General features: G+C 55.7%; 21 protein-coding genes. 9 read left to right on the top strand and 12 right to left on the bottom strand.

Annotation, left to right across the window (positions count from 1 at the left end):
* Positions 1-9 precede the first annotated feature (9 nt).
* From KQX66_RS27560 to nadE, 6 genes are all read left to right on the top strand, one after another.
* Positions 10-1,038 carry a MerR family transcriptional regulator gene (locus KQX66_RS27560; RefSeq protein WP_216796081.1) on the top strand — a complete coding sequence of 343 codons (1,029 nt, stop codon included), beginning with the start codon at positions 10-12 and terminating at the stop codon, positions 1,036-1,038.
* Between the two features lie 127 nt (positions 1,039-1,165).
* Positions 1,166-2,059, top strand: a complete 894-nt coding sequence (locus tag KQX66_RS27555; protein WP_216796080.1) for a polysaccharide deacetylase family protein — start codon at positions 1,166-1,168, stop codon at positions 2,057-2,059.
* A gap of 58 nt (positions 2,060-2,117) precedes the next feature.
* Positions 2,118-2,252 carry a hypothetical protein gene (locus KQX66_RS37875; protein ID WP_284439853.1) on the top strand — a complete coding sequence of 45 codons (135 nt, stop codon included), beginning with the start codon at positions 2,118-2,120 and terminating at the stop codon, positions 2,250-2,252.
* Between the two features lie 25 nt (positions 2,253-2,277).
* Positions 2,278-2,706 carry a DUF3905 domain-containing protein gene (locus KQX66_RS27550; protein ID WP_216796079.1) on the top strand — a complete coding sequence of 143 codons (429 nt, stop codon included), beginning with the start codon at positions 2,278-2,280 and terminating at the stop codon, positions 2,704-2,706.
* Between the two features lie 158 nt (positions 2,707-2,864).
* On the top strand, positions 2,865-3,299 hold the full coding sequence (locus tag KQX66_RS27545; RefSeq protein WP_010502131.1) for a BrxA/BrxB family bacilliredoxin: 435 nt from the start codon (positions 2,865-2,867) through the stop codon (positions 3,297-3,299).
* Positions 3,300-3,467: 168 nt separating this feature from the next.
* The gene (gene nadE / locus KQX66_RS27540) at positions 3,468-4,277 is read left to right on the top strand and encodes an NAD(+) synthase (RefSeq protein ID WP_216796078.1); all 810 of its coding nucleotides are present in this window, start codon (positions 3,468-3,470) and stop codon (positions 4,275-4,277) included.
* Positions 4,278-4,344: 67 nt separating this feature from the next.
* Here nadE and thrS read toward each other — a convergent pair whose 3' ends face one another.
* The 3 genes from thrS to KQX66_RS27525 all read right to left on the bottom strand — a co-directional run bounded on the left by thrS (position 4,345) and on the right by KQX66_RS27525 (position 8,770).
* Positions 4,345-6,261: a threonine--tRNA ligase gene (thrS, locus tag KQX66_RS27535; RefSeq protein WP_216796077.1), complete on the bottom strand. Its 1,917-nt coding sequence runs from the start codon at positions 6,259-6,261 to the stop codon at positions 4,345-4,347.
* Positions 6,262-6,696: 435 nt separating this feature from the next.
* On the bottom strand, positions 6,697-8,103 hold the full coding sequence (locus KQX66_RS27530; RefSeq protein WP_216796076.1) for a sensor histidine kinase: 1,407 nt from the start codon (positions 8,101-8,103) through the stop codon (positions 6,697-6,699).
* On the bottom strand, positions 8,093-8,770 hold the full coding sequence (locus KQX66_RS27525) for a response regulator transcription factor (protein WP_216796075.1): 678 nt from the start codon (positions 8,768-8,770) through the stop codon (positions 8,093-8,095). Before KQX66_RS27525 ends, KQX66_RS27530 begins: the two co-directional genes overlap by 11 nt.
* 189 nt (positions 8,771-8,959) lie before the next feature.
* On the opposite strand from KQX66_RS27525, the gene KQX66_RS27520 reads away from it, so the two are divergent.
* Positions 8,960-9,820, top strand: a complete 861-nt coding sequence (locus KQX66_RS27520) for a hypothetical protein (RefSeq protein WP_216796074.1) — start codon at positions 8,960-8,962, stop codon at positions 9,818-9,820.
* A gap of 15 nt (positions 9,821-9,835) precedes the next feature.
* Here KQX66_RS27520 and KQX66_RS27515 read toward each other — a convergent pair whose 3' ends face one another.
* Positions 9,836-10,003 carry a hypothetical protein gene (locus KQX66_RS27515; protein ID WP_216796073.1) on the bottom strand — a complete coding sequence of 56 codons (168 nt, stop codon included), beginning with the start codon at positions 10,001-10,003 and terminating at the stop codon, positions 9,836-9,838.
* A gap of 118 nt (positions 10,004-10,121) precedes the next feature.
* Here KQX66_RS27515 and acpS point away from each other — a divergent pair, with 118 nt between their 5' ends.
* Complete coding sequence (gene acpS, locus KQX66_RS27510; protein ID WP_216796072.1) at positions 10,122-10,547, top strand: holo-ACP synthase; 426 nt, start codon at positions 10,122-10,124, stop codon at positions 10,545-10,547.
* 84 nt (positions 10,548-10,631) lie between these two features.
* Here the strand turns inward: acpS and KQX66_RS27505 are convergent, their stop codons facing one another.
* The 3 genes from KQX66_RS27505 to KQX66_RS27495 all read right to left on the bottom strand — a co-directional run bounded on the left by KQX66_RS27505 (position 10,632) and on the right by KQX66_RS27495 (position 12,602).
* The gene (locus KQX66_RS27505) at positions 10,632-11,009 is read right to left on the bottom strand and encodes a c-type cytochrome (protein ID WP_216796071.1); all 378 of its coding nucleotides are present in this window, start codon (positions 11,007-11,009) and stop codon (positions 10,632-10,634) included.
* On the bottom strand, positions 11,006-11,596 hold the full coding sequence (locus KQX66_RS27500) for a hypothetical protein (protein ID WP_216796070.1): 591 nt from the start codon (positions 11,594-11,596) through the stop codon (positions 11,006-11,008). The genes KQX66_RS27505 and KQX66_RS27500 overlap by 4 nt, the downstream gene beginning before the upstream one ends.
* A 151-nt stretch (positions 11,597-11,747) precedes the next feature.
* Positions 11,748-12,602 (bottom strand): helix-turn-helix domain-containing protein, encoded by an 855-nt coding sequence (locus KQX66_RS27495; RefSeq protein ID WP_216796069.1) that lies wholly within the window; start codon positions 12,600-12,602, stop codon positions 11,748-11,750.
* A gap of 173 nt (positions 12,603-12,775) precedes the next feature.
* Between KQX66_RS27495 and mutY the strand changes: the two genes are divergently transcribed.
* Positions 12,776-13,909, top strand: a complete 1,134-nt coding sequence (gene mutY / locus KQX66_RS27490) for an A/G-specific adenine glycosylase (RefSeq protein ID WP_216796068.1) — start codon at positions 12,776-12,778, stop codon at positions 13,907-13,909.
* A gap of 50 nt (positions 13,910-13,959) precedes the next feature.
* On the opposite strand, the gene KQX66_RS27485 is transcribed toward mutY, so the two are convergent.
* From KQX66_RS27485 to KQX66_RS27465, 5 genes are all read right to left on the bottom strand, one after another.
* Positions 13,960-14,118, bottom strand: a complete 159-nt coding sequence (locus KQX66_RS27485; RefSeq protein ID WP_163859909.1) for a hypothetical protein — start codon at positions 14,116-14,118, stop codon at positions 13,960-13,962.
* Positions 14,119-14,345: 227 nt separating this feature from the next.
* On the bottom strand, positions 14,346-15,029 hold the full coding sequence (locus KQX66_RS27480; RefSeq protein WP_054973825.1) for a Crp/Fnr family transcriptional regulator: 684 nt from the start codon (positions 15,027-15,029) through the stop codon (positions 14,346-14,348).
* A 226-nt stretch (positions 15,030-15,255) separates the two neighbouring features.
* Complete coding sequence (locus tag KQX66_RS27475) at positions 15,256-15,870, bottom strand: superoxide dismutase (protein ID WP_216796067.1); 615 nt, start codon at positions 15,868-15,870, stop codon at positions 15,256-15,258.
* A gap of 81 nt (positions 15,871-15,951) precedes the next feature.
* The gene (gene yfhS, locus KQX66_RS27470; RefSeq protein WP_253957470.1) at positions 15,952-16,188 is read right to left on the bottom strand and encodes a mother cell protein YfhS; all 237 of its coding nucleotides are present in this window, start codon (positions 16,186-16,188) and stop codon (positions 15,952-15,954) included.
* A 145-nt stretch (positions 16,189-16,333) separates the two neighbouring features.
* Positions 16,334-17,137, bottom strand: a complete 804-nt coding sequence (locus tag KQX66_RS27465) for a hypothetical protein (RefSeq protein ID WP_216796066.1) — start codon at positions 17,135-17,137, stop codon at positions 16,334-16,336.
* Positions 17,138-17,151 lie beyond the last annotated feature (14 nt).

Here is a 17,151-nt window from a genome sequence, read left to right as displayed (position 1 = left end):
GTTAACAGGATGAAAATTCAAGAGCTGGCCCGGCGGCTGAACGTCTCGACCCGGGCGATCCGATTTTATGAAGAAAAGGGCCTCCTGTCGCCAGCCAAACATCCGGACAACGGCTATCGCCGGTTTACGGAGGAAGACGCTTGGCGGCTGCAGACGATTCTGGCGCTGCGGGAGGCCGGCATTGCCGTAGACGATATTCGGACCGTGCTGGAGCGGACGGACCGGGCCGAAACGGACGAGGTCCGGCGCTATTTGGAGCTGCAGCGCTCGGCTCTTTACGGGCAGTGGCTGGAGCTTCGGGAGACGCTTGCCCTGCTTGACGGCATGATCGAGCGGACAGAGGATGAGCCGGAATCGCTTCGGCACCGTTGGCATGCGCTGGCGGAACGGGCCAAGGCAAGCAAAGCGATTCGCGATTCATGGGCCGATCTCTGGAACTTCGACGCGCTGTCGGAACAATGGGAGCTTAACGGCAGCGCCGGACTGGCGCCGCATGTGCCGACGGAGCCCGCTTACTCGCGCATACTGGCCCAGGCCGCAGAGCGGGTCGCTCCGCAGCCCGGCGAATGGGGACTCGATATCGGAACGGGCACCGGCGGATTTGCTTCCCGCCTGCTCACAAGCGGCGTGCGCATGGTCGGTATCGACCAATCGGCCGAAATGCTGCGGCGCTGCCGCATGCAATTGCCGGCTCTGGAGACGAGAATCGGCAATTTGCTGTCCGTTCCGTCGTTTGACGGACAATTCGATTTCGTCGTGACCAGCTTCGCTTTCCATCATTTGACGGAAGCGCAGCAGCCGCTCGCCCTGGCAGAGATGGCCCGGGTATTGAAAGCGAAGGGGCGCATCGCCATCGTCGATTGGATGGATGCTCCGGATGACCTATATGCGGCAAGCGGAACGGCTCCTGGCGAAGAACATTATGCCGAATCACAGCGGTTGATCGCCTGGTTTCAGACCCATGGATTTCGTGCGGAAGCCGTGAGCTGGAATCAGGCCTCCGTCTGTTTAGTTCTCGCGGTGCGCGCTCCGTTATAACCCTCCTGTGTACAAGTCAACCCACCCAATCCCTTCAATTGTTCCACATAATAACACACATTCCTCCCGAGCCGGAAGAGTCATACTAGCTTAGAAAGCGGTAACCTGCGATGGGGGGATGATGTTCATGAGCCTAAAAGACCGAAAAGGCATTTCTATTTTTTGCTGTTTGGCATGGTTTACTTTGTGTGTTTTGACCGGATGCAGTCCTGAGAAGGGAGAACTCCGTACGAGTGCTGGGCAAAAGCATATTGCCGGTAAGTCTTCGTACGATGAGGAGGAGCGGGTGCTGTCCGGCTTCCAGATGATCGCCGAGTATGCGGCAAAGCCCTATGCTATCCTCGGGACGGACCCGCCATCTACCGAACGGGGAAGCAGGAAGAAAAAAGCCTACCTCACCTTCGACGACGGACCCTCCCGCCAAACCAGACATATCTTACGCATTTTAAGGGAAAAAGGCGTTAAGGCAACTTTTTTCGTTACGGGAAAATCGTCTCCGGAGCTTAAATCGTACTATAAGCTCATTGTGAATGAAGGGCACAGTCTTGGAAATCATACATATTCGCACAATTATGGCTACATTTATTCCTCGATCGCGGCATACCGCAAGGATACGGAAAAATTAAACGATTTGCTGGCTCGAACAGTTGGAGTCAGGCCGGATATTTTTCGTTTTCCGGGAGGTTCCGACAATCATTTGAGCCGCAAAGCGGGCGGACGTCATATCATGGCGAAAATTGCCCGGGAAATGACTAATATTGGATACCAATACTTCGATTGGAACGTCAGTTCGACAGATGCAGCCGCAGTTACATTGCCTAAACAGGATATATTGGCATCCGTACGGTCGAACAGCCGCGGGAAAAATCAAATCATCGTGCTCATGCATGACGATGACCATAAGACGACCACGGTGGAGGCGCTCCCGGATGCGATCGATTGGTTGAAGAAGCAAGAATACAAGTTCGAGACATTATCGAAATCCTCTTTTGTTTTTCAATTTTTGCATCCGCCCGGCTAATTATTTTGGCAAAGCCTTCGCATACTAACATCATCATGAAGGGAGATGAATCTGCGCGATGGCACAACAGCAATCGGGATCTGGTGATTCCAAGGAGCAACAGCGGCAGGCAAACGCCAATCAGGCTGGAGCCGATAGCGATGCAGCCGAAACGAATAAAAAACTGAACGGTCCGAACCGTCCGTCCACCTAAACGGGGCAGAGGAGAGGCACAGCTCATGAACGATAAGGAAAATCGGGATAAAAACGCATCGTACGAGCAGGTCGATACCGGCATTTCGTATAACGCCAAGAACGATCCGGAGCTTGATCCTTTTGAAATTAATTTTAGGCAGGAATATCATCAAAAACGGGGGCCGCGCGAGGCGTTCGTGAACGAATACGGCGTGCTGATCGGAGATCACATCTACCAATCGGACCAATCCCCGCTTGAACAATGGAGCGATGAGACTGATCCGGCCATCATGTCCGGGGACCAATGGGTGCATCCGTATAAAGACGTAGGTTTTCAAACGACGGAAAACCGCGAGCTCTTCGAGCAGGGGATCGTGCCGCAGGGCTACCCATTCATGCACTCGGACAAAGATGTGGCCTATAAATCGTATCCGAGCGGCGAGCCTGACGAGAAGGATGCCGATAAAAAATAGCGGCGAACAGTGTGCTCCGGCTGCGGTTTCAGTGCAAGCCGGAGCGTGCTGCATAGAGAAGTTGGCTGGAATGCCTTGCTTTCGCCCCGTACCGTTGTATAATGGACATAGGAAACTTTATATACCTTTATGTTCGATCAAAGGAGTGAAAGCTTAACATGTCCATGTCATTTGAAGCATACATGAGAGATATGGTGCAGCCGATGAGAGACGAGCTGACGCGTATCGGGGTAACCGAGCTTCGTACACCGGAGGAAGTATCCGAGGCGCTCGACAATATGAAAGGGACCGCTCTGATCGTGGTCAATTCCGTGTGCGGCTGTGCCGCCGGCCAATGCCGTCCTGGCGTGGCCAAAGCGCTGCAGCACGAAGTGAAGCCGGATCACCTTTACACGGTGTTTGCTGGTCAAGATAAGGAAGCAACGGCAAAGGCGCGCGAATATTTTGCGCCGTATCCGCCGTCCTCGCCATCGATCGCGCTGATGAAAGACGGCCAATTAGTGCATTTCATCCAACGCCACCAAGTAGAAGACCGTTCCGCCGAAATGATCGCCAACGATCTGATCGGCGCTTTCGAAACCTATTGCAAATAAGAGGTTAATCCTTCTATCGGCTCCTGCCGGCGCTCTAAGCGTCAGGCGGGAGTTTTTGTAATTTCCGGATCGTGCTATAATGTAAACAAAATTGACAAGCGGTAAGACCGGAGCGGCTGTCCGGCTTCCGCAAGTCGCGATTACTCGCGTGGAGAGGTGTGGAGAACGATGAGTCTGCAACAGGACATTATTGCAAAGCTTGGCGTCAAGCCGGTGATCGATGTCAATGAAGAGATTCGCAAACGGGTCGATTTTTTAAAAGAATACGTGCTTAAAGCAGGCGTCGACGGGCTCCTGATCGCCATCAGCGGCGGGATCGACAGCGCCGTGGCGGCAGGGTTGTGCAAGCGGGCTACGGATGAGTTGACGGCCGAGAAAGGACGCGAATACAAAACGGTCGGCGTGTTTCAGCCGTACGGGGAGCAGGCGGACATCTCCGACAGCTACGCGACGGCGGAAGCGTTCGATTTGAAATATCGCATCGAGACGAACATCGAGGAAGCGGTCAACGAGATCGCGCTCGAAGCCGAGTACGGGTTGAAATCGATCGGCGTGCACAAGCACTTGAGCCGTGGCGGCAAAGGGAATGTCAAAGCCAGAACGCGGATGGTCGTGCAGTACGCGCTTGCGTTCGAGCTGAATTTGCTCGTGGTCGGCACGGATCACGCGTCGGAGGCGATTACGGGCTTTTTCACCAAGTATGGCGACGGCGCCGTCGATATCACTCCGATGAGCAGTCTGAACAAGCGTCAGGTGCGGCAGCTTGCCCGCGAGTTGGGCGTACCGGCTAGCGTGCTGGATAAAGCGCCTACCGCCGGCCTGTGGGAAGGGCAGACGGACGAGAACGAGCTCGGCATCACTTACGACGACAACAGCAATTACTTGGAAGGCAAGACGATTTCGCCCGAAGCGCAGGAGAAGCTGGAAAAGCAATATTTGAAGACGGAGCACAAACGGGTGCCGATTCCCGGCATTTAGCCAGTGCTTCACCCATAACGAAAAAAGCATGCTCGCCCTATACGGGTAGCATGCTTTTTTTATCATTTTAAGCTTGCTTCGCCTGAATTTCCCGGCGCAGCCGTTCTACAAGCTCTTGCACTTGCATCGGGCCCATATCGCCTTCGCCCCGTTTGCGGACGGCAGCGGTGCCGGAGCTTTGCTCGTTCTCGCCGAGGACCAGCATATACGGTACCTTTTCAAGCTGCGCTTCGCGGATTTTGTAGCCGAGCTTCTCGCTGCGCAGATCGGCTTCCACCCGGATGCCCGCTGCGGCAAGCGCCTTTTTGACTTCCATAGCGTACGAATTGTAAATGTCCGAGACGGGCAGAAGCTTGACCTGCACCGGCGACAGCCAGAGCGGGAACGCCCCGCTGTAATGCTCCGTCAAAATCCCGATGAACCGGTCGATTGAGCCGTAAATCGCACGGTGAATGACGACCGGACGGTGCTTTTGATTGTCTTCGCCGATGTAGGACAGGTCGAATTTTTCCGGCATTTGAAAATCGAGCTGAATCGTCCCGCACTGCCAGCTTCGTTTGAGCGCGTCCAAAATGTGAAAATCGATTTTCGGCCCGTAGAAGGCTCCGTCCCCTTCGTTGAGGCTGTAGGCGATGCCCCGGCGTTCCAGCACGCTGCGCAGCGCCGTTTCCGCCTGCTCCCACAGCTCGGCGGAGCCCATCGAATCCTCGGGCCGTGTGGACAGCTCGATCTTGTACTGGAAGCCGAACACCTTGTACATCTCGCCAATCAGGTCGATGGCATGGCCGATTTCTTCTTCAATCTGGTCGGGGCGGACAAACAGATGCGCGTCGTCCTGGCAGAAGGTGCGCACACGCATCATCCCGTTCAGAGCGCCGGAAAACTCGTGCCGGTGCACCTGGCCGAATTCGCAAAGCCGGATCGGCAGCTCCCGGTAAGAATGCAGCTCGTTTTTATAAATAAGCATGTGGCCTGGGCAGTTCATCGGCTTGAGCGCGAACTTCGTCTCGTCCACCTCGGTAAAATACATGTTCTCCCGGTAATGATCCCAGTGTCCGGATTCCTCCCACAGTCGCTGGTTCATCATGAACGGCGTGCGGACCTCATCGTAACCGTTCGCCGCTTGTTGCTCGCGGGAGAAGTTTTCAAGCACCGTACGGATTGTCATCCCTTTTGGCAAAAAGAACGGCATCCCCGGCGCTTCCTCGGAGAACATGAACAGCCCGAGCTCTTTGCCGAGCTTGCGGTGGTCGCGCTTCTTGGCTTCTTCCAACAGATGCAGGTGCTCGTCAAGCTCCGCCTTCTTCGGGAAAGCCGTGCCGTAGATGCGCTGCAGCATCTTGTTGTTGGAATCGCCTCGCCAATAGGCGCCGGCGACGCTCAGCAGCTTGAACGCTTTGATACGGCCCGTGGACGGCAAATGAGGTCCGCGGCACAGATCGACAAACTCGCCCTGCTCGTAGAGGGAAAGGACCGTTTCGTCCGGCAAATCGCGGATGAGCTCCAGCTTGAGCGGGTCCTCCAAAGCTTCGAACATTTGTACGGCCTCGCCCCGGCTGACGACGCGCCGGGTAATCGGCACATTTTCCCGGACGATCCGCTCCATCTCTTGTTCAATCGAGGAGAGGTCGTCGACGGATAGCGGCTTTTCGATGTCGATGTCGTAATAAAATCCGTCTTCGATGACGGGACCGATTCCCAGCTTCACGGCTTTTTGTCCGTATAGGCGTTTGATGGCCTGAGCCATCAGATGCGCCGTGCTGTGACGGTGTACCTCCAAGCCTTCTTTGCTGTCGAGCGTCACAATTTCAACCGAAGCGTCCGCTTCGATGGGCCGGTTCAGGTCGACGACCTTTCCGTCGATTTTGCCTGCTACGGCTTGTTTTTTCAAGCTGGGACTGATGGATTCGGCCACCTGCTCGATAGTTGCTCCTCTTTCGTATTCCCGGACCGAGCCGTCCGGCAGCTTCACTTGAATCTTCATGGTTTTCGTCCTCCGTTTCTGGTCAAATGGGATGATATGAACGCAAAAAAACGCATCTCGCCCAAGGGACGAGTGCGTTCAGCTCGTGGTTCCACCCTAATTCGACCGGCTGTCCTTCGCGTCATGGCTGCTGCCAGAACGTAAGGAATCATGCCGGACCTCATGGCCATCCGGTAACGGGGATGAGACGGTGCGCTTAATTTCGCGATCGCATGGTTAAGACCGTAAGTTCAGCGTCACGGCTGCAAAGGGGTAATTCCGCGCCGGTCGCTGGAGGAGCTTACAGCCGGGACTCCTCTCTCTGTGCAGCCCTTGCAGGGAATCGTGTCTTTGGTCATTGCCTGATGTTTCAATATTCTAACTTCTTCTTGAACGTAAAGTCAAGAGGGATGAATAAAAGGCACCAACTTTCAACCGGCGCTCGCGGCAACAGCTTTACCGCTCGGAGGGAGGAAGCATATCCGTCATTTCCACTCGGAACACACTGCCTTCCCCCGGCCTACTTTCCACGAGTATCGTCCCCCTGCATTCCTCTACAATATGCTTGGCGATGGCAAGTCCGAGCCCATGTCCGCCCATCTGCCGCGAGCGTGATTTGTCCAGCCGGTAAAAGCGGTCGAAGATGCGTGAAAGCTCTTCTTCCGGGATGCCCACCCCCGTATCGCGAACCTCTAGAACGAGTTTTCCCCCCAACGGCGCGGCCTTGTGGGCGACTGTCAGTTTCACGCTTCCCCCGGCAGTGGTATATTTGATTGCATTTTCCAGCAAAATGACGAGCAATTGTACGATTTTCTCCTGATCCAGACATACCCGAAGTTCATCGGGGGCTTCAAGCTCCAGCTTGATCTGCTTCGCCTCCGCCAGTACGCTCATCTTGTCCGCCGTTTGGACAGCTACGCCAGCAAGGTCGAACCACGCGTTATGCAGCACCGCCTGCCCCGAATCTCTCCGGGCCAGCAACAGAAGGTTCCCGGTCAGCCGGATCATACGCTGCACCTCATCCTTTATGCCTTCGAGCACCCGCTTTTCAAAGGAATCGTTTGTAGGTCTGTCCTCGATATGCAGCGTTTCGATAGAGGAGAGCAGTACGCTAAGCGGTGTACGAAGCTCATGGGAGGCGTCGGCTACAAATTGCTGCTGGCGCATGTAAGCTTGACGAATGGGGATCATCGCCTGTTGTGACATCAGCCGGCTAAGCCATACAACCAGCGCCTGAAACAGTAATGCAACGCCTAGCAGAACGGCCGGCAGCCATTGCAGCAGCTGTTTCTGGAAATCAACATTCTTGCCCGCATACAGGGTGCCGATCAGTTGCCCGTCGCGGTAAAGCAAGCGGCTGCCCGCCATATACATTATTTTTTGCTGGCGATCGTTTGCCTTCCGGAGATGAGGGAGCGGTTCGTCATAGGTTTGCAGTTCGACCTTTTCAAGGGTCGAAACGGGAAGCGCACCCGTGCGAATCAAGTCGAACACCTGAGCGCGCAGCTCTTTTTGAATTTCAGCGCCCGTTACCGTATTGCCCAGCGTGTCGATGACATAGTAGAAAGCCTGATCGGCGCTTAGCTCAAAGGCGCGTTCACCGGGTTTATCGAACTTCTTATTAAGCACCTCTGCATACAGCGGCCCCTGAAGCGCATGAATCTCCGTGTCCAGCAGTTTATTCAGTTTTTGCTTCTGATCGTTCCAAATCAGGATATACAGCAGGGTGTAGACGATCGCGATAAAAAGGAATAAAAGCAGGCTCAGCAATGAGCTGTATTGCAGCGTGAGTCTAAACTGCGTTCTGCCGAACAGGTCGTTGCCGAACAGACGCTGGCGCCATTTGTGCAGGTTACGCTTCAATTTTATAACCGACCCCCCATACATTCTGAATCCAGTTCGAGCGCGGGTCGATTTGCGTCAGCTTTTTGCGGAGCAGCTTGACGGTAGCGTCAATCGTTTTGAGCGTGACTTCCGCATCCATGCCCCAGATTCGATCCAGGATAAGCTCGCGCGACAGTACGCGGCCTCTGTTCTTCAGCAGCAAATCCAAGAGCTGGAACTCCTTGAACGATAGCTGCACCTGATTATCACCGCAGACGACAAGATGGCTTGTGCGATGCAGTTCCAGTTCGCCCATCCGGCATATCTCTTCCAAAAGCGGAGTAAAGCTTCGCCGTCCCAGCGCTCTGAGCCGAGCCATCAGTTCATCGATTTCGAACGGCTTAACCAGATAGTCGTCGGCTCCCCCATCCAATCCCTTTATCCGATCTTGTACGGAATCTCTGGCGGTCAGCATCAGAATGGCACCCGTGTAGCCGTCCAGACGTAATTGATGGCAGACCGTTCGTCCGTCCATGCCTGGCATCATCCAGTCAAGCACCAGCACGTCATAGCTGGAGACGCTGGCGTAATCATAGGCTTCTTCTCCGTCGGTGACCCAATCCACAGTATATCCTGCTTTTTTTCTGAGCAAGTGGGAGGTCAGTTCTCCCAGCCGCTGATCATCCTCGGCGAGCAATATTTTCATAAGCTGCCCCCCCTTGATTTTAGATTTCGTTTTCGTTTATTTATTTGGTTTAGTATATCAGGATACAACAGAATAAAGAAAAAAGAATGAAAATGGAGCCGTCTTGATTTCACCCTTTTTTCACTCCGGGCGTTTACAGTTGAACTCAGAAACAACTACCACGCTCTGCGAAAGGATGATTTTGAAACCATGAACAAATTGAACTTCTTGGAAAAGAAAACAAGCAAGCTGCTGATCGGGTCTTTATCCGCCGCCTTCTTGCTGGGTGGAGGCGTCGCTGGCTTCCCTGTTGTTCAGGCAGAGACCGCCAATTTCACTGTCGATGCTCCCACGTCCGTCTACACGGATACCTACAGTAAGCTCGCGCCTGCGCCGGTTTTGCCGCAGCCGGGCCTCCTTTCTCCGCCTGCGGGTTTGCCTCCGTTGCCGCCCGGTCCGGGCCACGCCGGGCAGGAGCGGGCGGTGCTCCTGGAGACGCTGGGGATGTCATCCGGCGAGTTGCGGGAAGCCCGGCGGGCGGGTCAATCCTTGGCCGAAATCGCCGCAAGCCGGGGGATTGATGTACAGAAGATCGTTGATCTGACGACGCAATCGCTGACGGCAAGGCTTGACCGGGAGCTGGCGGATGGGCATATAACACAGGATCAATACAATTCCCGTTTGAATGAAGTTGCTGAACGCGCCGCTAGCAATGTGAAGCGTACGCCTCCTCAGCCTCCTGCACCGGGCGAGCTTGAACCGGATTTCGGCACTGATCTGAAGCATGTAGACAAAGACGCTCTGCTGTCGACGCTCGGCCTTTCCTCGGACGAGTTGAGAAACTCGCTGCAAAACGGCGGCCAGTCGCTGGCCGATGTGGCTGCGGCGAAAGGCGTCGATGTACAGAAGGTGACCGATCTGGTGGCCCAGGCGTTGAGCGGCAGACTCGATCAGGAACTGAGCGAGAAGTTGATTTGGAAGGACGAATACCAGACGCGCAAGCAGGAGGTCGCCATTCGGGCAGCCGATGCCGTGCAGCATAAGCATCTCCATCCCCCTGGTCGCCTGTAGTGACCAGATAACGTCTTAGCCGACATCGATATGAAGCTGAGCCAGGAAGCCTTCGACCTCCACGCAGTCCGTGGTATCGAGGGCTTCTTCGCTAACCCGTTTTTTTTCAACGGCGGAGGAAGGATACGGAACGATGAACGAAAACATAACCGGATGTTCCGCAGCATGTACACCCCGGCTCACGGGAAAACGGCCTGTCTTCTTGAACTTGTCCTTCCGATCGGATACGATAAAGCCAAACGAAGTACGACGGACAGCTGCGGACATACGCATAAAGAGGACTAGGAAAGGAATAACGGCTATGATTATGGGCATCGGTACCGATGTGTTGGAGATTGAGCGGATGCGCAAGATTCTGGAGCAGCCGTCCGGCAATCGCTTCCTGGAGCGGGTGTTGACACCTGCAGAGCGGGAGCTGGCGGCTGTAAGAGGCGGGAGGCTGGCTGAGTTCGCAGCCGGGCGCTTCGCTGCCAAAGAGGCGATCGTAAAGGCGCTCGGCTGCGGGATTGGAAAAGAAGTGGGATTTCAGGACATGGAAGTGCTGCCGGATGGGAAGGGCAAGCCGGTATGCCGCTTGTCGAAAGCAGCTTGGGAACGGTTAGCCGCCTGGACGCCGGCTTTCCAGTCCGTAACGGCAGACACGATTCGCATTCATCTGAGCATCACGCATAGCGAAACGCTGGCGATGGCTTATGCCGTGGTGGAGCGGACCGCGGCTAATCAATGAACCTGATGATGTAATGGGCAATTTGCACAGGAGCGGGCTGCTGACCTTATCTGTGCATTAGGAGTGGCAGGTGCAGGACGCGGCTTATTTTTTGCTTGCCAGCCATTCGGCCAGGGCTGCCGTCTCCTCCGGCTTCAGCTTGCCTTGAAAGCCAGGCATGCCGCCTCCGCCTTGATCGATCTGCTTCACGATCTGTTCTTTGGTCAGCCGGCCGCCAACCTGCTGCAGGTTGGTTTTCGGTCCCATGCGGCCTTCCAGATTGCTTGCATGACAGGAGAGACAGTTCTGCTTGTAGACCGTCTGAACCTGCTCGGAAGCGCCGGCCATCGCTTGTTCCGCCGTGAGGCCGCTTTCCTTCTTGCCCCCGCCGAACGGGTCGGGGCTGTTCGCCGTGCATGCCGTTATCGTCGCCAAAACCGTCAAAGCCGCCGCAGCGGCCGCCCATTGCTTCCATCGTTTCATTGTGCGTTCATCCCCTTGTCTCGCATACGAATCATGGCGCCGAGCGTAACCATACTGAGGCCGCCGAAGCCCCCGATCAACACGGGCGCATAGCCCAGATACATCCATACTACCGTAATCGTCAGAGCAAGCATCCACGCCCCGAACGCCCCGAGCACCCAGCCCAATCGCGGGAAGAGGGCAAGATAGGCGGCTGTAAGCGCAAGCCCCTTCAGCACCGGCCAATAGAACGGATCGATTCCTATTGGACCGCGTGTGAGCAGCCAAACGACCGCGACGGCTGCCGCTGTAACGAGAAGCGCGCTCCGGAACCCGTTCTGCGCCGGACGTTCGGCAGACGCGCGCCGCCGGCGGAGAAAGACCGCCGCCGTAATTAGGAGCGTAACCAAGAACAGGACTGGCTGCAGCAGCTCCCAATCCCGCCATTGCCCGACAAACGTCATGATGGCCGAAGCCATCCACGCCAGTCCCCAAATGTATAAATAAGCCGAATAAGGGGCCGCCGCCCTCCAAGCCTGCGTCTCGGCAGACAGCTTGTCTGTCCGGATTCCGCCGATATGGCCTCCGGCCGCATTCGCTTGTTTCATCGATATCGCCTCGCTTTGCCGAACGTTGCAAAAACCGCCGATTTTCCGAAAATTCGACGGCATTTACAGGTAGCGTACACCTTTCGGGGTGCGAAAGTCAAACCTGGCGCTGACTTGGCAGAAACCGTCCGTCCGACGTATTCCGCGGGTATTATTTTGCCGGCGTGAACCGGTGTTTTTTGGCATATTCGCGGGGGGAGAAGCCGGTCACTTTCTTGAAAATGCGGCTGAAATAAAACTCGTCCGCGTATCCGACGCTTCCGGCAATCGATTTCAACCGGTAATCCGACAGCACCAGCAGCTCTTTGGCCCGGTCTACGCGCAAATGCGTAAGGTAATCGATCGGGCTGTAGCCGATGTATTTTTTGAACAGGCGGGAGTAGTGGCTCACACTGAGCCCGGCCATTTGCGCCAGCCCTTCGAGCGTGAGAGGCTCACGGTAGTGCCCGACCATGTAGTCCTGCGTCAGCTCGATCGCCGCCGTCGTATCGCCGGCAATTTTCTGCGCGCGGAAATCGGCGACGAGCGTCAGGAAAAACTCCTGCAGCACGATTTTGCGCCGCATCGCGGTCATGTGTCCCCGGCGTTTCCACAGCATATGGAGCTGCTCCATCAAATAAATGAGCTGCGGCGTATTGGTGACCGTGTACATCCCCTCCAGCGGGAACCGCGCCTCGGCGGCGCTGCGGGAAATCCACTGTTCCTTCTCCTCGTAAACTTCCGTATAATGAAAACGTAGAAAATAGTATTCGAGCGGCTGCTCAGGATCGGTTGTGCGTTCGACGATCATGCCGGGGGCGAAGCAGAACAGCTTGCCGGGCTCGGCAGGATAATGCGTGCCACCTATCGTAAAGGTGCCCTTGCCTTTGATGATCAGCCATACGGAATGATACTTGATCGTCCGCGGCTTCTGGCGCCAGTCGGGCTCGCATTTCTGATGCCCGACGAGCAGAATCGAGATGACCAGCTTGTTCAGGCGCGAGGCCAGCTCTCCGGGAGTCAGCATCGGCGTCCGTCCTTTCCTTCATGTGATAAGACCGTTATGAGCTATTTTTAAAAGCGTCGCTTCAACCTTGGTAAACGTCGTAGTTGTTCTTGCAAAAAAAGCCGTACAGCCGTTTATTCGGGGTATTGATTTCCATTATATCCCGAAAACGTGTGCAAAGAGAAGGAGATCTTATGTCCAGTTCAGAGCAAAAGCAGTATTTCTCCACCGAGCTGTTATCCTGGTACCGGCGGCACAAGCGCGATCTGCCTTGGCGGCGCAGCCGGAATCCGTATCATATTTGGGTATCCGAAATTATGCTGCAGCAGACCCGGGTCGACACTGTCATCCCTTATTTTAACCGGTTTATGGATAAATTTCCGACCGTCGAAGCTTTGGCCGAAGCGCCTGAGGACGAAGTGCTGAAGGCTTGGGAGGGGCTTGGCTATTATTCGCGCGCCCGCAATCTGCAAAGCGCCGTCCGCGAGGTGCGGGAGCGTTATGGCGGTGTCGTGCCGGACTCGAAGGAGGAGGTATCCTCGCTGAAGGGCGTCGGCCCTTATACGACCGGGGCGATTTTGAGCATCGCCTACAACAAGCCCGAGCCTGCGGTAGACGGCAACGTGATGCGGGTGCTGTCGAGATATTTTCTGATCGAAGACGATATCATGAAGGGGAGCACTCGCGTCAGTATGGAGAAGCTCGCGCAGGAGTTGATTCCGGAAGGGGCGGCCGGCGATTTCAACCAAGCGCTGATGGAGCTCGGCGCGCTCGTTTGTACGCCCAAATCGCCAAGCTGCCTGACCTGTCCGGTCATGGCGCATTGCGCGGGACGGGCGGCTGGCATGGAGGAGTCGCTACCGGTGAAGACCAAGGCGAAGCCGCCGCGGCCGGAGCGGCGCTACGCCGTAGTGATCGAAGGCGCGGCGGAGCACGCCGGCCGGGTACTGATCCGCCAGCGGCCGGCCGAAGGGCTGCTGGCGCGCCTGTGGGAACTGCCGCATGCGGCAGTTCCCACAGCGCCCGCAGCCGCGGAGCCGCGCGGCGAAGGCGCAGACCCCGCCGCGGCCCATGTCGCGCTGGCGGCGCATCTGGCCGCGGACGGCCTCGGGCTCGGCCCGATCGGCTGGCTTATGCAGGCGGAGCATACGTTCAGCCACATCCGCTGGGAGATGGATGTGTACGCCGGCCGCCTGGAGGAAGCCTCCGCGCTGCTGCTGCCCGTGCCGCTGCCGCCCCATTATCGCTGGGTAAACCGCGAGGAGATGGAGCAGTACGCGTTCCCGAACGTCTTTTTGCGCATTCTGAACGCGTATTTCGGACGGTAATAATAAAAAAGCACTCCCTCTAAACGATCAGGAGAGTGCCCAGCCGGATGTTATTTATAGGGATTGTAGATAAACATCGCTTCGTTGCCCATCAACAGGTGATACATGAAATAGAATAGCGGCGAGCAAAGGATCACAAAGAAGAGAATTACCACCAGCAGAAGACCGCTATTCTGCGGCTTCGGTTCGTTTGTTTTCAGGTTTGCCATATGTCATAACCTCTTTTCACATTTTTTTGCTCCACGATGTCCTTATAGCTGAATTATAGAAAACGCGGCTGGATACGTAAGTGATGTAAATCACGCTTTTCTTTTCCAAATGTGAAAGATAAATGGCAATGTAACAAAGGACATAGACAGCCCGAACAAAATGAAAAACGCCAGCCTGGAAACGAAGGTCTGCCCTTCGCCCCGGGTTGGCGTTTCTTGCGATTGATCTAGTAAATCTGTTTCTTCATCGCTTGGATGTCTTTGATCAAAATGTGCTTTTTGTCGATCGCGATGTGCTCGTCCTCCTGCAGCTCCTGGAGCACCTTCGTCACCGATTCGCGCACCGTACCAACCATGTTGGCGAGCTGCTGATGCGTCAGCTTCATATCGATAAACATGCCGCCAGCTTTTGGCTGGCCGTATTCCTCCGCGAGCCGGCAGATCGTTTTGATCGTGCGCGTCCGGACGTCGAGGAACGTCAGATCGTATATTTTCTCGTTCGCTTTGCGCAGCCGCTCCATGGTCACTTCCATCAGCTTCAGGCACAGCCTGGGGCTTCGCTCCATGAACTGCTGAAAGTCCGAACGCATCAGCGTATACAGCGAGCAGGCCTCCAGCGTTTCCGCCGTCGCAGAGCGCTTGAGCCCTTTTTGAACCAACGACATCTCCCCGAAAAAGTCGCCTTCCCGGAACAACGAAAGAATAATTTCCTTGGAATTGTCGATTCGGTAAATTTTGACGACACCGGAATGAATCAAATAAAATTCCTCGCCGACGTCTCCTTCGAAAAACAAAATGGTCCCTTTTTTAAATTTCCGTTCCACGAACAGAGGAACGATCGTCTCCAACTCGGCCACCGACAAATCTTGAAACAGCGGCACATCATGCAGGAGAGTGATCAGTTTGCTCATGAGTCTCACTCTTTCCCGATCAAATATGTTGCGTTTTTCGGTCACGGTTTCCGTTTTCTCCAAAATTCGCCTATTTGTCTATCATACTACGTTCCGGCTTCGGGGGAAAGGGGCCTTCGATATCCCTGTCGGGCAGTTGGAGGAAGTGGTTCGGGCGCTACATGCCGAGAATAGAAAAAGGACTGCATGGAGGAGAACCTCCGCAGTCCTTTGCGGGCAAAGCCGATTATTTCACAGCCGCTTCGTAACGTTTGCCGACTTCGTTCCAGTTGACAACGTTCCAGAATGCCGCGATGTAGTCAGGGCGTTTGTTTTGATATTTCAAGTAGTACGCGTGCTCCCATACGTCCAGACCAAGGATCGGCGTTTCGCCTTCCATGATCGGGCTGTCTTGGTTCGGCAGGCTGTACACTTTCAATTTGCCGTCTTTGGTCACAGCGAGGAAAGCCCAGCCGGAGCCGAAACGGGTCGTTGCCGCTTTAGCGAAATCTTCTTTGAACTTGTCGAAGCCGCCCAGTTCGCCGTTGATCGCGTCAGCCAGCTTACCGCTCGGAGCGCCGCCGCCGTTCGGGCCGATCGTTTCCCAGAACAAGGAGTGGTTCGCATGGCCGCCGCCGTTGTTGCGGACTGCGGTACGGATGCTCTCCGGTACGCTGTTCAGATCGGCGATCAGGTCTTCCACGCTTTTGGATTGAAGATCGGCATGGCCTTCAAGCGCAGCGTTCAGGTTCGTAACGTATGTGTTGTGGTGACGATCGTGGTGGATCATCATGGTCATTTCGTCGATGTGAGGCTCAAGCGCATTGTTCGCATAAGGAAGTGCCGGTAATTGGTGTGCCATCTTCTATCTACCTCCTGAGGATATGAGATTTCCAAGATTTATTATCGCCTATTTTCCATATAAAATCAACACTTATGTATATTAAGTGTTCGTGGCGGGGGCATCCTCCCCACGGAACCGTTCGCCGCCGCGGTGCTCAATCTCATGAATGATCTGCCCGAGCATGGCGGTGCCTTGAGCGTTCAGCCAAGGGGACAGGTCGCTCATGACCCGTTGGTGGTAATGAAGCTCCTCCGACGTCCATTTCGTCATCTGCACATCGTTCAGTTCGTCAATCCGGCGCATAGCACCGGCATTAGGCGTCGCCTCGTTTGTCATCGTCTTCCTCCTCCAATGCAATCCGAACGATTGCCGCGTGATATTCCACCCGTCTGTGCAAAGCCAAAGATTACCGGATTATCGTTTCACGCCGTTCGGACTTTTATGCAAAAGAAAAAAGGAGGCAGTTCTGCCTCCCGGGTTCTTAGCCCCCACTGCTGGAGCTGGAGCTCCCGATTCCGCCGTGTCCGCCGGAGCTTCCCGAAGAGATGCCGCTGGACGAGCTGGATGAGCTTGACGAACCGAAGCTTCCTTTCGAGCTGCTGCTTGTAGAAGATCCGGACGAACCGGTCGATGCCGACGAGCCGGATACGGATTTGCCCGGCGTACCGGCAGAAGAGGAGGAAGAGTCGCCGCTAGTCGCAGCCGAGCTGCTGCCGCTCTTGACGCCTGAGTTGGAGCCGGATGTAACGGAGTCTTTCGTGTTGAAGCTGCCTGTCCGTCCGCTGGTTGTCGGCGTAGGCGTATTTGTCGGCGTGTTGCCGTTTCCTTGCGGCTGGACGGCATTGCCGCTCGGCTTCGTGACGGTTGGCGGGGAAGCAACCACTCCGTTCGATCCCGTGGCGGATCGCCGGTAGTAAGTGTTGCCGCCGTAGATATAGGCGCTGCTGCCCGAACGGTTGATGCGTCCGCTGCCATCGTCGCAGTCACCGTCGTTGTTGTCGTCCCGGCAGTAGTCTGCCGACGGAGCGGTTGCCGCGCCGGCTGCAGCACCAGCTGCCGCACCGGCTGCGGCTCCGATGCCGGCGGCAGCTCCGGCACCGGTCGCGGCAGGAGGCGGATTGATCCCGCCTTGAGCAGGCGGGGCAGACTGCAGCGGGGCATTCGCAGGCGGAGGCGAGGAGCATCCGGCGCTTGCAGCCAAGGCAGCCGCTACAAATAGGCTGATCAGCTTCTTATTTCCCGCTGCCGATGAAGCGTTCGGATTGGAGGGCTCATGCTTGTTCATCTTGATTCGCTCCC

Source organism: Paenibacillus oleatilyticus (genome assembly GCF_018998565.1).
Lineage (GTDB): Bacteria > Bacillota > Bacilli > Paenibacillales > NBRC-103111 > Paenibacillus_G > Paenibacillus_G oleatilyticus.
Note: the sequence above shows the minus strand (reverse complement) of the source record. Positions and strands in the feature narration are given on the sequence as shown.